The 13,439-nt window shown below is 64.3% G+C and carries 12 protein-coding genes and 1 tRNA gene; 8 read left to right on the top strand and 5 right to left on the bottom strand.

Going from position 1 to position 13,439, the window contains the following annotated elements:
* The first annotated feature begins 164 nt into the window (after positions 1-164).
* From infA to K3152_RS00665, 5 genes are all read left to right on the top strand, one after another.
* Positions 165-422: a translation initiation factor IF-1 gene (infA, locus tag K3152_RS00685; protein ID WP_006833527.1), complete on the top strand. Its 258-nt coding sequence runs from the start codon at positions 165-167 to the stop codon at positions 420-422.
* A 6-nt stretch (positions 423-428) separates the two neighbouring features.
* Positions 429-1,004: a Maf family protein gene (locus K3152_RS00680; protein WP_221572189.1), complete on the top strand. Its 576-nt coding sequence runs from the start codon at positions 429-431 to the stop codon at positions 1,002-1,004.
* The gene (locus K3152_RS00675) at positions 991-1,944 is read left to right on the top strand and encodes an Rne/Rng family ribonuclease (protein WP_345719742.1); all 954 of its coding nucleotides are present in this window, start codon (positions 991-993) and stop codon (positions 1,942-1,944) included. The genes K3152_RS00680 and K3152_RS00675 overlap by 14 nt, the downstream gene beginning before the upstream one ends.
* Positions 1,937-2,116: a DNA gyrase inhibitor YacG gene (locus K3152_RS00670; RefSeq protein ID WP_221572188.1), complete on the top strand. Its 180-nt coding sequence runs from the start codon at positions 1,937-1,939 to the stop codon at positions 2,114-2,116. The genes K3152_RS00675 and K3152_RS00670 overlap by 8 nt, the downstream gene beginning before the upstream one ends.
* An 88-nt stretch (positions 2,117-2,204) precedes the next feature.
* Positions 2,205-2,280: transfer RNA gene (locus K3152_RS00665), tRNA-Phe, on the top strand.
* Between the two features lie 27 nt (positions 2,281-2,307).
* Here K3152_RS00665 and K3152_RS00660 read toward each other — a convergent pair.
* From K3152_RS00660 to K3152_RS00650, 3 genes are read right to left on the bottom strand one after another with little or no spacing between them, the layout of a single operon-like run.
* Positions 2,308-3,312, bottom strand: a complete 1,005-nt coding sequence (locus K3152_RS00660) for an acyltransferase family protein (RefSeq protein WP_221572187.1) — start codon at positions 3,310-3,312, stop codon at positions 2,308-2,310.
* Between the two features lie 49 nt (positions 3,313-3,361).
* Positions 3,362-5,269, bottom strand: a complete 1,908-nt coding sequence (locus tag K3152_RS00655; RefSeq protein ID WP_221572186.1) for a transglycosylase domain-containing protein — start codon at positions 5,267-5,269, stop codon at positions 3,362-3,364.
* Between the two features lie 25 nt (positions 5,270-5,294).
* A complete protein-coding gene (locus tag K3152_RS00650; protein ID WP_221572185.1) occupies positions 5,295-6,200 on the bottom strand; it encodes a phosphoenolpyruvate carboxykinase (ATP) in 906 nt (301 codons plus the stop codon).
* A gap of 77 nt (positions 6,201-6,277) precedes the next feature.
* On the opposite strand from K3152_RS00650, the gene K3152_RS00645 reads away from it, so the two are divergent.
* Positions 6,278-7,582: a cation:proton antiporter gene (locus K3152_RS00645; RefSeq protein WP_221572184.1), complete on the top strand. Its 1,305-nt coding sequence runs from the start codon at positions 6,278-6,280 to the stop codon at positions 7,580-7,582.
* 37 nt (positions 7,583-7,619) lie between these two features.
* Here the strand turns inward: K3152_RS00645 and K3152_RS00640 are convergent, their stop codons facing one another.
* A complete protein-coding gene (locus K3152_RS00640; protein WP_221572183.1) occupies positions 7,620-9,299 on the bottom strand; it encodes a hypothetical protein in 1,680 nt (559 codons plus the stop codon).
* Positions 9,300-9,526: 227 nt separating this feature from the next.
* On the opposite strand from K3152_RS00640, the gene purC reads away from it, so the two are divergent.
* Positions 9,527-10,333 (top strand): phosphoribosylaminoimidazolesuccinocarboxamide synthase, encoded by an 807-nt coding sequence (purC, locus tag K3152_RS00635; protein WP_221572182.1) that lies wholly within the window; start codon positions 9,527-9,529, stop codon positions 10,331-10,333.
* Between the two features lie 79 nt (positions 10,334-10,412).
* A complete protein-coding gene (locus K3152_RS00630) occupies positions 10,413-12,455 on the top strand; it encodes a DUF3857 domain-containing protein (protein WP_247713096.1) in 2,043 nt (680 codons plus the stop codon).
* A 19-nt stretch (positions 12,456-12,474) separates the two neighbouring features.
* Here the strand turns inward: K3152_RS00630 and K3152_RS00625 are convergent, their stop codons facing one another.
* The gene (locus K3152_RS00625) at positions 12,475-13,356 is read right to left on the bottom strand and encodes a diacylglycerol/lipid kinase family protein (protein ID WP_221572181.1); all 882 of its coding nucleotides are present in this window, start codon (positions 13,354-13,356) and stop codon (positions 12,475-12,477) included.
* Positions 13,357-13,439 lie beyond the last annotated feature (83 nt).

Raw genomic sequence — 13,439 nt, 5'->3', positions numbered from 1 at the left:
ACGCGGCTCTTCGGGTAAAATCCGAAGGGGGACAAGGAGTTGTCGCGTAACAGAACGTCGCGCACACCTTGCACAAGGCTCAATGCCAGACTCTTCCCTTTTTTCCCGCCTGCCGCTATGGGCGCGCGACATTACTCGACCAACTGCATGACTTAAGGATACGAATGGCCAAGGAAGAACTTCTCGAAATGCGCGGGCGCGTTGTGGAACTGCTGCCCAACGCCATGTTCCGCGTCGAGCTCGAGAACGGCCATGAAGTGCTCGGCCACACGGCGGGCAAGATGCGCAAGAACCGCATCCGCGTGCTGGTCGGCGACGAGGTCCTGTGCGAACTGACGCCCTACGATCTGACCAAGGCGCGCATCACCTACCGCTTCATGCCCGGTCGTGGCGGTCCCGGCCAGGGCCCCGGTCCGCAGTAAACACGCGTGGGCAAGCCCACTCTCATCCTCGCTTCCGCCAGTCCGCGCCGCCGCGAGCTCATCGCGCGTCTCGGGCTGACGCCGGACGCCATCGCGCCTGCCGATATCGACGAGACGCCCGCCAAGGGCGAACTCCCGCGCGAGTATGCCAAGCGCATGGCGCGCGAGAAGGCCGAGGCTGCAGCCAGCTATGACGGCTTCGTGCTGGCGGGCGACACGGTGGTTGCTGCCGGACGCCGCATCCTGCCCAAGGCCGAGGACGAGGCCACGGCGCGCAAGTGTCTCGAGCTGCTGTCGGGCCGCCGCCACCGCGTGCTTTCCGCCATCGCGCTGCGTTCGCCCGACGGCTCGATGCGCGAGCGGTTGAGCGAGACGATGGTGATGTTCAAGCGCCTCTCCGTAGAAGAAATCGATGCCTACATCGCCAGCGGCGAATGGGACGGCAAGGCAGGCGGCTATGCCATCCAGGGCATTGCCGAGGGGCTCATCTCCCGCATCCAGGGCAGCCATTCGGGCGTGGTCGGCCTGCCGCTCTACGAGACGCGCGCGCTGCTGAAGGCGGCGGGATTTGAAATTGCCTGAGTGGCTGGTCGAGGACGGCGTGGGCGAGACCCGCGCGCTCCTGATGGATGGCGACATAGTGCTGGCGGCGAAATGTCGCTGGCAGGGTGAACTGGACGCCGGACAGCAGGTCTCTGCCAAGCTCACCACCAAGCGCGGGACACGCGGCACGGCTGTGACCGCCCAGGGCCGCGAAGTGCTGGTCGACAAGCTGCCGCGCGATGCAAGTGAGGGGAGCACGCTCGACCTCGCCATCACCCGCGCCGCCATGACCGAGCGCGGGCGGTATAAGCTGCCAGCCGCGCGGCCTGCGGGCCTGGTTTCGTCAGGCGAGGACATCTTCGAGACTGCCCGCCGCGTCCATCGCTTCCCGGCGGGTGCATGGGAAGACGTCTGGCACGCCGCCAGCTCGGGCGAGATTGCCTTCAGCGGCGGCTCGCTGCTCTTCGCTGTCACCCCCGCCATGACGCTGGTCGATATCGACGGCGACCTCGACCTGCGCTCGCTCGCGCTGGCCGCTGTCGAGCCACTCGCGAACGCTCTGCGCCAGTTCGACCTCGGCGGCTCCATCGGTATCGATTTCCCGACCCTGCAGGCCAAGGCCGACCGCAAGGCCGTCGATGAGGCGCTTGGTGAGACGCTGGCGGACTGGCCGCACGAACGCACCGCGATGAACGGGTTCGGCCTCGTCCAGCTTGTGGCGCGGCTCGAAGGCCCCTCCCTGCTCCACCGCTTCGCGACCTCGCGTGTCGGGATGGCCACCCGCATGGCGCTGCGCCGCGCGGAAATGGTCGAAGGCGCAGGCGTAACGCTGCTCACCGTCCACCCCGCCTTGAAAGCAACGCTCAAGCCCGAATGGCTCGCCCTCGTGGAGCGCCGCACGGGCCGCACTCTGCGGATAGAGACCGACCCCGGCCTTGCCATCGAGGCAGCCGCTGCCCAAGTGGTCCCCCATGAGTAAGCCCTGCCCCATTTGCAAGAAACCGCGCAGCGAAGAGCACAAGCCGTTCTGCTCCGTGCGCTGCCGCGACCGCGACCTCGCACAGTGGTTCGGCGACGGTTACGCCGTCCCCGGACGCGCCGCCTTGCCCGAGGAAATCGCTGCCGAAGTGATCAAGCCGCAAGACGATTGAAATAGGCCCTTGCCAAGCGCGCGTGCCTTCGCCATAGGCGCGCACTCCAACCGCTGCAGCGCCCCACGCGAGGCCGCAGCGAGGGTAAGCCCGGGTAGCTCAGTTGGTAGAGCATGCGACTGAAAATCGCAGTGTCGGCGGTTCGAATCCGTCCCCGGGCACCACTTTTCCCACCCTTCGGCCAACACAAGTCAGGCAGCCACCTCCAGGAGCGCCCTGCGCTCGTGCATCCGCCGCGTCAGGCGCTTGCCGAGGGCGATTCCCGGAAGTTCGATAAAGCGGTAGGTGAAGTGGGATAGCGCCAGCGTCCCGAACACCACGATCGCGCTCAGCACCAGCGCATCCCGCGTGAACCACCCCCCGACGTAGAGCGGCAACATATGGACGAGGTAGACCGAATAGGATCGGTCACCGAGGTAGCGCAGCGGTGCCGCCCCCATCAGCGCGCTGTTCGCGAAGGGCAGTGCGGCCGCCCATATCGCCAGCGGCACGAACACCGCTATCCCGTCTGCCCAGAGAGCGAGCGGAACGGCAAGCAGCAACAGCCGCGGATAGCGGTAGCTGCCGATACCGACCGCGAAGAGCGCCAGCTTACTCCCCAGGAAGGCGGGTCCCATGTGCAGCGAGAGCGCCATCAGCACTGCGCAGAATGCACCCAGGAGCACGTAACGGCGCGTGGCCAGTGCGCCCATCACCAGCGGTGCGACAAGATAGAATTGCCATTCGAGCGAGACGCTCCAGGCCTGCCCTACAATTGTGTAAGCGGAGTATTCGAGAACAGAGTGCGGTACGAGTCCCTGGAGGAGGGGAATATGTGCGGCAAGGTGAAGCGGCAGATTGGCCAGACCTTCAACCGTAACAATTTCGCGCGCGTGGTTGCGGGCGTTCTCAGGGAAAGTCACAAGCACTTCGTAGATTAACGGAAGAAGCAGCGCCGAGGCGAACAGGACCGCGAGATAGAGCGGGAAGAGCCGCAAGGCGCGGCGTGTGATGAAGGTCGCGTAGTCCTCGCGCTGCTCTTCGATCAGCTTGGCAATGACGAAACCCGACAGGATGATGAACACATCGACCGCCAGCCCGTTGCTGGCAAGGACGGGGTTCTCGCTGCCGAAGGTGTGACCGATATGTCCGGCAACGACCCACCACGCCATGAGACCGCGCAGGCCGTCCAGTCCGTGAAGCCGTCCCTTGTCCATCGTCGGACAATCGCAGCTTATGGTTAAGGCTCCCTAAAACCGAACGAATTCAGCGCGTGTGGCGCGGGCCCCTGCGCTTTTTCTTGCCTTTCCTGCCGCTTCGACGCGGTTCGGCGCGGGGAGCAGGTTGAGGCTCGAACTCGGGCAGAGGCTGACGAATCTGTTCCAGACGTCCGCCAGGGATATAGGGCAAGGCCATCGGCTCCAGCTCGATTTGCGACATGAAAGCGCGCCAGATTTGCGCGGGCAAGCGTCCGCCGCTCGCGCCCGACACCGGCTTGTTGTCGTCGCGGCCGATCCACACGGCGGTCACCACATTGCCCGCAAAGCCTACGAACAGCGCGTCGCGACCGTCCTGCGTGGTGCCGGTCTTGCCGAAGGTCGGCACATCGAGAGCGGCGCGTTTACCCGTGCCGTAATTGGCCGCGTAAAAGAGCAGGTCGAGCATCGGCGCCCATTCGTCGTGGCGAGCAAGCTTGTGGTCGGGTTCGTCGAAATCATCCTCGATGCCATAGAGTTTCACCGGATAGCTTCCGCCAGCAAACGCCGCATAGGCCGTGACCAGTTCGGCCAGCGTCATGCTCGCCGTGCCCAGCGGGAGGCTGTCGGCCTCGGGCAAGTCGGAATGCACGCCAAGGTCTCGGGCAGCCTCGCGCACTTCGTCATAGCCCGCCGTCTGTGCCGCACGCACGGCCACGGTGTTGCTGGAAAATGCGAAGGCCTCGCGGATGGTGACCGGGCCGTAATAGCCCTTGTAGCCGTTCTTGGGTTGCCATCCGTCGATATCGAGCGGGGCGTCGAGCATGATGTCGTCGGGCGTGGCCCCGTCGCGCAGGGCGGCGAGATAGTCGAACAGCTTGAAAGTGGAACCGGGCTGGCGCTCGGCAAAAAGCGCGCGGTTAAAGGCTTCGGGCTGCCATTTCTTGCCGCCGACCATCGCCAGCACGCGGCCGTCTGGGCGGATGGCGATGAGCGCCGCCTCGGCGCTTCCGAGACCGGCATTGGCGATGGCCTTTTCGGCTGCCTCCTGCATGTCGGCATCGAGCGTGGTCTGCACCTCGCCGAAGTCGTCGTCATCCATGTCGCGCAAAAGCCAGTCGGTGAACCAGCTTCCGGCGGCGACTTCGCTGTTCTCGCCCTTGTCGACTTCCGGGTTTTCGACAGCATCCGCCTCTTCGCGGGTGATGAATTCGGCATCGACCATGGCGTCGAGCACCACCTGCATCCGTTCGAGCGAGGCTTCGCGGTCGACAGTCGGAGCGAGGTTGGACGGTGCCTTGATCACGCCTGCCAGCATCGCCGCCTGTCCAAGCGTCAGTTCCTGCGGCGTGGTGTCGAAGAAATAGTGTGCCGCCGCGGTCAGCCCGGTCTGGCCGCCGCCGAAATAGGCGCTTTCTAGATAGCGCGAGAGGATCTCGTCCTTGCCCATCCAGTTCTCGACCCAGTCGGCGAGCAGGAATTCCTTGAACTTGCGGGTGAAGGTCCGGTCCTGCGTGAGATAGGCGTTCTTCACATATTGCTGCGTGATGGTGGAGCCGCCCTCGACCACCCCGCCCGCTTTCATGTTGGCGAGCGTGGCGCGCGCGAGGCCGCGCAAATCGATGCCGCCATGGTCCTCGAACCGGCGGTCCTCAATGGCTATGAAGGCGTATCGGACATGGTCGGGAAGCTGCGAAGCGTCTATTTCCTCGACCGGCGCAGGTCCGCGGCGGGCGACGATGCTTCCGTCGCTGGCAAGGAAGGTGAGGCTGGGCTCGCCTCGGCGCTCGCCCGCGCTCCATGGGGGGATGGCCACGACTTGCCATGCCAGCAAGAGGGCGAGCGCCGCACCGGCGAGCGTATAACGCAGCGGGCGGTCGCGCAGCCAGGGCCAGAGTGTTTCGCGCAGCCACGGCCATGCCCTCTGGCTCGCCCAGAGCGAAATTGTGTCGGTAGTGTGGCGAAGTTTACCCTCCATGCCGCACCGAACGCATGAGGGAGGCTTATGGTTCTCGGCTAGTACTGAGGATGGTTTTCATGGGTGATTCGAGCGAGGCTGCGGTGAAGGTTTTGGGCCGCGCCCATCGCCACACGGGAACCTCTCCCAGCACGCGTGCGGCCAGCCCGCCTTGCACGCCCCACCCGCCCAGCGCATCGAGCATTTCTGGCCGGTAAAGCGTGCCCTGCATCACTGCCTCCAGCGCAGCGGAACCGGACAATCGCTCAAGGTGCCTTTTTTCCGCGTCCGCAAGGATGATGACAGCCGAGAGTGGCAGCGCCTCGCCTCCCGCATGATGCGAAGGCACGCTGCAGTGGAACTTGTCGTCGCGGTAGTAGTCCCGCTGGAGGATGCGATCCTGCCAGCCGAAATGCTCCACCGCCTCGCGCCACAACTTGATGCGCATGCTGGAAGGGTGGATGAGAGCACCGCCTGCCGAGGGCTCGATGCGGCTGAGGTCATCCGCGACCAACTTCGCTCCGCCAACGCATTGTGCCGCCGCCATGGTGCTCTTGCCCGCCCCTGCATCGCCGCAGAACAGGACCACGCGCCCATCCACCTCCACCGCACTGCCATGCCACATGGCAAAGCCGCGCTGGTAGCCGAGCGCGCCCCATGCGCTGCCCAGCGTGAACAGGCGCAGTTCGGGCACATCCGCAGTCAGCCCGGGATGGAGGCGAATGGTGTGGCCGCCCTCGACCTGCCAGCCGCCGATGCCCTCCACCGCGAACCGCAAGGTCTCGCCCACCGCCACGCTGCCGTCGGTCGGGCAGTCGGGGCATGGCTCGTCCGACAGCACAATGCGAACATCCGGCTCGCCCTCTTCGCAGGCGAAGGCTTCCCACTCGGGAAGCTCCAGCTGCGAAGCTATGTGCAACCCCGAATGGCGATAGTGGAACGGCTCCGGCATGACGCAACGACCCTGCCCCAGCGCCCCGTCCACAGGCAAGCTTCACCTCGCGCGCTCTCCACGCTATCGCGCTCTTTATGCACGAAGAAACCGCGACCGCGCTCTCCGCCTTCGACATCGCCGCCCTGCTGGTTGTCGCCTCCGCCCTGCTCGGATGGTTCAACCATCACTTCATCAAGCTGCCGCATGTCATCGGCCTGACCGTGATGGGCGCAATTGCCGCCATCGCGCTGACCGCAGCCGATGCTTTCCTGCCCGGCGTGACGCTCGACGACTGGGTCGCCTCGACGCTCGAACAGATGAACTTCACCGACACGCTGCTGCAGGGGATGCTGAGCTTCCTGCTGTTTGCAGGAGCGCTCCATGTCGATCTCGACCGGCTGAAGGTCGCGTGGTTGCCCGTGCTGCTGCTCTCCACCGTCGGGGTGATGATTTCGACCGTGCTGGTGGGCCTCGCCATGTGGGGAGTGGGCTCGCTCATCGGCCTTACCTTCGCGCCCATATGGTATTTCGTCTTCGGCGCGCTGATTGCCCCGACCGACCCCGTCTCAGTGCTCGGAGTGCTCAAGGAAGAAAACGTGCCGAAGTCGCTGCAAAGCGCCGTTGCGGGCGAGAGCCTGTTCAACGACGGCGTGGGCATCGTGGTCTTCATCATCCTCCTGGGCGCAGCGGTGAGCGGGAACGAGTTCTCCTTCATCGAAGGCGCCGAACTCTTCGCCATCGAGGCGGGCGGCGGCATCCTCGTCGGCCTTGTCGCAGGCTATCTCGGCTACCGGGCGCTGGCGGGAATGGACGAGTACACGCTCGAAGTGCTGATTACTCTGGCGGTCGTCATGGGAGGCTATGCGCTGTGCAGCCAGCTGCACATCTCCGGCCCGCTGGCGATGGCCGTCGCGGGCCTCCTCATCGGCAATCACGGTGTCACCTACGCGATGAGCGACGTGACGCGCGACTATTTGCTCAAGTTCTGGGAATTGCTCGACGAGCTGCTCAATTCGGTGCTGTTCCTGCTCATCGGCCTTGAAATGATTGTCCTGACCGTGGGCGGCGACGTGCTGCTCTTCGGCCTGCTCGCCATCCCGCTCACGCTGATGGCGCGCGCGGTCGGCATCTTCGTCTCGACCAAGACCATTCCGGCAGCGCGCCTGCAGGACAAGGGTGCGGGCCGCGTGCTGTGGTGGGGCGGACTTCGCGGCGGCATCTCCATCGCGCTCGCCCTCTCGCTCCCGCCGGGCGAGACGCGCGACCTCATCCTCGCCGCGACCTTTGCCGCTGTCCTCTTCAGCGTCCTCGTCCAGCGCGCCACGCTTGGCCGCCTCATCGAGAAGCTGAAAAAGGACCACGCGCCTGCCGTCGAAGAGGACACGCAGGCGGTGCATTGAGCGGGAGAGGAGCGCACCCCTCCCCCGCCCGGCCGTCTCAGAAGCCGCCGTTGTCGCACAGCACGTCGGTCAGCACGACTTCGCACTTGCTGGCGAAATTCGCCGGGCCGGTGAGGTCGAAGCCGATGCTGTTGTCGGCGACCTTGTAGCTGACGTTGGCAATGCTCACCGAGTAATTGCCGCTGCCGGTCTTCTCGCGCTCGGTTACATGGGCCGTGCCTGCGAAACTGGCTGCAACCCCATCGAGGATGGGTACGCGCAGCGAAATGTCGAGCAACACATCTTCCGCATCGCTTCGCGACACGATGGCGCGGCCAAGCACGCGCAGGACATGCGGGTATTCTCCGCCCGGTCGCCGCGTGAGAAAGCGGGTGAAGCTGGCCGTGCCTCCCGCTGCCAGCACCTCGCCCTTGCCCGTGAGCTGGTGATTGTCGCCCGCGAGGCGCGATACCTCGCCCCCCTCGCAGCCGAGGAAGGTGTTGTGAGCCACCCGCTCCAGCGTTGCGGTGTCTTTGGCAAGGTCCACCCCTTCCAGCTGGTAGCCGAGGAAGCGGTTGCGTACGCTCGACCATGGATCGCCGTTCCACGAGGCTGGCACGTCGAGGAAGTAGGCCGGGGCCGAAACCGCCAGCGTGGCCGCATCCTGTGCGCGGTAAGTGGCGACATTCTCGAAGGTACAATGGCGCGAGCGTTCGAGCTTGATGTAATGCGCCTCGGCCGCAGCATTGGCATGCTGGCCGACCTTGCCGTGATAGGTGAGGAAATGCGCCCCGCGCACGTTCTGGCACCAGATACCGATTTCGAGCGGCGTGTCGTCGAAGCAGAACAAGCGATTGGGCAGCCCACTGTCGAAGTGGAAATTGATGCGGTTGCGCACGCAATGCATCGCGCCTTCCGCGCCGGCATCGGAATAGAAGCCGATATCACCGTCCGCCGCCGTGCAGCTGGGCGAGAACTCGTTGTCGCTGCCGGTGACGTGATAGCCATAGGCATAGGGGCCCTTGGCGCGGGTCTTGCGGATATCTCCTTCCAGCCCGACGAGATCGAAGGCCTTGTGCCCGCCCGCCACTTCCACGTTCCAGATGCGGTTGTGGTAGATGAGCTTGCCCTCGCCCACCGTCTTCACGCCCGAGACCTGGGTGCCGGTACCGGCGACCGGGTCGCAGACCGAGGTCGGGATGGTCAGGCTGAACCCGTCGAGCGAAGCACGGTTGGCAGTGACCTCGACAATCCCCTCGCCCGCCACGAAATCATTCGCGGCCAGCGCGACCATGTCGAGGCTGAGCGGCGAAGTGCAGTTGCCGAAGGTGATGCGCTTGTCGGAGATGGTGATTTTGGAACCGACGCCGAAACGGGTCTCGCTACGTGCCCCGACCCGATGCGCCCCGTTCGCGGTGGCAAAGGCAAGCGCGTCGTTGATCGCCTGCGCATTGTCGAAACCCGAACTGCCATCAAGCGTGGCCTGGTCCGGTCCGCTGCTCTTCGCACCGAATTGCTCGATGAAGAGCGTTTCGCCCAGCAGCCGATACCAGCCGTTGGCGCATTCGATGGTGCCCGGGCCCGCATCGGCAGGCGCGCCCGAATAAGCGGCGGGGTCGATGAGGTAGTACGTCCCCTCGCCCCCATCTCCTTTCGACGCGTATCCGGCGGTTTCGATAATCTCGCTGCCGGTGAAATCCTGCCCGATGGCGGCGGCGCGTGTGGCAATGGTGGTCAAGTGCTTGCTCCTGTTGATTCCTTCACGGAGCGAGCGAAATATTGAGGCGAAATCGCGGTAGGAAAGCAGAAATTGTCCTACACGGGCCTGTGCAGCTGAAAGGGTAGCGCAATTGCTTTCACCCCGGCCTTCCGGTAAGCGCCAGCCAATCGCCCCGGACGCTGCGAATCCTCACCCGATTCCACCTGCCGGGGCGCAAGTTTTTAAGCGTGAAGGGAACGCTGCGCATGGCACGTCGCCGCCAGATCTACGAAGGCAAGGCCAAGATCCTCTACGAAGGCCCCGAACCGGGCACGCTCATCCAGTATTTCAAGGACGATGCGACCGCCTTCAACGCCGAGAAGAAAGGCACGATCAACGGCAAGGGCGTGATCAACAACCGCATCAGCGAGTATGTCTTCACGCGCCTCTCGCATATCGGCATCCCGACGCATTTCATCCGCCGGTTGAACATGCGCGAGCAGCTGGTCCGCCAGGTCGAAATCATTCCCCTCGAAGTCGTCGTGCGCAATGTCGCCGCCGGCTCGCTCTCGAAGCGCCTCGGCATCGAGGAAGGCGAGGTCCTGCCGCACACGCTCATCGAATATTGCCTCAAGGACGATGCTTTGGGCGATCCCAAAGTCTCCGAAGAGGAAATCGCCTGCTTCAACTGGTGCAGCCATGAAGAGATGCAGGACATGTCGAGCATGGCCGTGCGAATCAACGACTTCCTGTCGGGCATGTTCGCTGCCATCGACATCCGCCTCGTCGACTTCAAGCTGGAGTTCGGCCGCATCTGGGACGGCGATTACAGCCGCACCATCCTCGCCGACGAAATCAGCCCCGACGGTTGCCGCCTTTGGGACATCAACACGGGCGAAAAGCTCGACAAGGACCGCTTCCGCCGCGACCTCGGCGGCGAGAGCGAGGCCTATCAGGAAGTCGCGCGCCGTCTCGGCCTGTTGCAGAACAGCGACGATGGACCGGGCGAAGTGCTCGACATGAGCGCCCACCGCAGCCGGTTGCGCAACAAGATTACCCCGCCGAAAAAGTAATCGGGCTGCGGTTTTCTCGCCGCGACCCCTTGCCAATTCGCAAGATTACTTCATTGTTCGGGCCCTAAACGGGGTCCGAATGATGAAATCTACGCACGCTATTCTTCTAGCCGCCCTGCTCGCCTCCGCGTCGCCGCTCGCCGCGCAGGAGAAGACGATAAGCACCGGGCCTGTCCCCGCATGGGTGCAGGAGAGCGAGCCGCTCCCCGTGCCCGAAGATGCGTCGGGCATGTTCTTCCTGCGGCGCCAGGACACGCAGGTACATTTCGACGACCACGGGCAGTGGAATTTCAACGCCCAGCATCTCGCCATCCTGCATCCGCAAGCCTTGCAGGCGGGCAATCTCGGCATCGCATGGAACCCGGCTGCTGGCGATGCGGTCGTGCACCGCGTCCTCGTCCATCGCGACGGCGAGACCATCGACGTGCTCGAGAAAACGCAGTTCGAAATCCTGCGGCGCGAGGACCAGCTCGAGCAAGCGATGCTCGACGGCATCCTGACAGCCGTCATGCGTGTTCCGGACCTGCGGGTTGGTGATGAGCTTGAGCTGGCATGGACCGCCCCCGCCCACGACCCCACGCTGGAAGAACAGAGTTTCGGCGTCCTGTTCCTTGCTGACAGCGCGCCGCCGGGGCGCGTGCGCATGTCGCTGACATGGGAAGACGGCCAGAAGCCGAACATTCAGGTACCCGAGGGCCTGCGCGAGTACACCACCCAGACTTCCGACCGCCTGCTCATCGCCGCGGACAATTTGCCCACCCGCACGATGCCCAAGGATGCCCCGCCGCGCTACGCCTTCCACCGTGTGGCGCAGTTCAGCGATTTCGAAAGCTGGCGGGAGGTTTCCAGCACTTTCGACACCCTCTTCGACAATGCCTCGCAATTGAGCGCCAGTTCCTCGCTCAAGGAGGAAGCCGCGCGTATCGCCCGTAGCTATTCGACCGACAAGGAGCGCGCAGCCGCCGCGCTGGAACTGGTGCAGCAGCAGGTTCGCTACATCTTTGTCGGCCTCAATGGCGGGAACTTCACCCCGGCCACGGCCGATGAGACGTGGGAGCGGCGCTATGGCGATTGCAAGGGCAAGACCGCCTTGCTGCTCGCCCTGCTGGCAGAAATGGACATCGATGCGCGCGCTGTTCTTGTGAACAACAGCGGCGGGGACGACGGGCTGGACGGTTTCCTGCCCAATCCGGGCATGTTCGACCACGTGCTGGTGCAAGCCGACTTCGACGGCGAGACCTACTGGCTCGACGGCACACTGCCCGCAGTGGTGGGAATGCAGACGAGGCCCCTCTTCGAATATCGCTGGGTCCTCCCGCTGGCGAGCGAGGGGAGCGAGCTGGTCTCGCGCGAACCGGAGCCACTCGCATTGCCGACAGAAATGGGATTGTACGAACTCGATGCGCGCGATGGCTTCGACGTTCCCGCGCGCAAGACCTATACGAATGTCACGCGCGGCCCCGCCGGAGTGCTGGAATATATACAGCATTCGGCGATGACCGCCGACCAGATCGAGACTTCCTATCGCTCCAACCTGACAGGCGGCGGCGAATGGGACGAAATCACTTCCGTCACCTATCGCTACGACAAGGATACGCTGGCGAGCGTGCTGACCATTTCCGGCGTGGGCCCGATTGACTGGGACGATGATGGAGATGGCGCACGCAGCCTGGTCCTTCCCGGCGGTGGCTTCAGCCCACCAAACCGGCGGCGTCGTTCCTCCGAGCAGGACCAGACCGCCCCGTTTTACTCCCCGCCGAGCTATAGCTGCCATTCGACGACGCTGCGCCTGCCGCGCGATACGGACCTCGACAATTGGGGTTTCAACTCGACCTTCGACACGATGCTGTTCGGGCGGGTCTATTACCGCATGATGGAGAAGCGCGACGACATGACTATCCGCATGGTCCGTGGGTCGCGAAACGAAGTTATCGAGATTTCCCCGGAACGCGCAGAACGCGACAATGGCCGCATCGAGCAGTTCGACAACTCCAAGGCGAACATCACCTATGACCCGGAACGGACAATGAATTCCTGGGGTAATCTCAGCCCCGTTCCGGCTGTCTACGAATTCGACTGGGTCTCGCCCGCAGCGCCCTGCCTGCCCGAAGACCTGCGGTAAGGCGTAAGCGGAAAGCTCGCTAGACTACATAGCGCAAGCTGAGGCCCGCAGGCGCAATGGCATAGGCGCAGTCGGGCATGTGGTCTCCGTCTACCTGTACGGGCGTCACGCAGCGGTCGAATTCGATGCGGCGGCAGCTGCGCACGCGCGCCTTGGCGAAGCGTTCGACAGGCAGGCCCAGCATGGCGGCGATGCTCAGCAGCGTGATGCGCAGGCGCGTGCTCTCGTCCACGCTGATCAGTTCGACCGAATCCGCGTGTAGTGCGGCTTCGGGGCTAAGCCGGAAGGGGCCAGCATAAAGCGCGGCGTTGGAGACGATGACCGCTTCGGCCTCGTCTGCAAAATCCTCGCCTTCGGTGGTCGTGCCGCGCACCTTCATCGGGGCACGCGGCCATTCGCGCATTTGCTGCATCATCGCCGCGACATAGGCATACCGCCCGATGCGCTTCTTCAGCTTGCCCGACACGCGCGCGACCGCGTGGCTGTCGGGACCGATGGAGAGGCAGGACACAATCGGCATCTCGCCCAGCCGGTAAAGCGGCGCGGCCACCCAGCTTTCCTCGCCCCGCTTCCATGCCTCGGCAAGTTCGCGGGCGAAGTTGCGAGGCTTGCGCGAATAGCCCAGCTCGCGCGCGACGAGATTGATGGTGCCCGATGGCGCGACACAGAGCGGGACATCACCTGCCTTGTCGCCCAGGGCGCGCACGACATCGCGCAGCGTGCCATCACCGCCATGGACGCAGACTATGTCCGCAGTTCCCGACAGTTCCGCGCCTTCGGCAGTGGTCGGCATGGGCGTGACCGAAAATTCCTCCGCTTCGAGTGCAGCGACCAGGTTTTCGAGGTGCTTGGCCGAAAAACTGCCCGAGACGGGATTATAGACGAGGTCGAGCGCAGTCATGGTGCGAACATGTAGCTGCCTGTCCGCAAAAGAGAACACGCAATTCGTCGGCGCTGGCTGGCAATTGGTAGATTGGAACGCCG

Origin of the sequence: Qipengyuania polymorpha (genome assembly GCF_019711435.1) — a bacterium.
In the GTDB taxonomy this organism is placed as follows: domain Bacteria; phylum Pseudomonadota; class Alphaproteobacteria; order Sphingomonadales; family Sphingomonadaceae; genus Qipengyuania; species Qipengyuania polymorpha.
The sequence above is the reverse complement of the archived record's forward strand: the minus strand, read 5'-3'. Positions and strand labels throughout refer to the sequence as shown.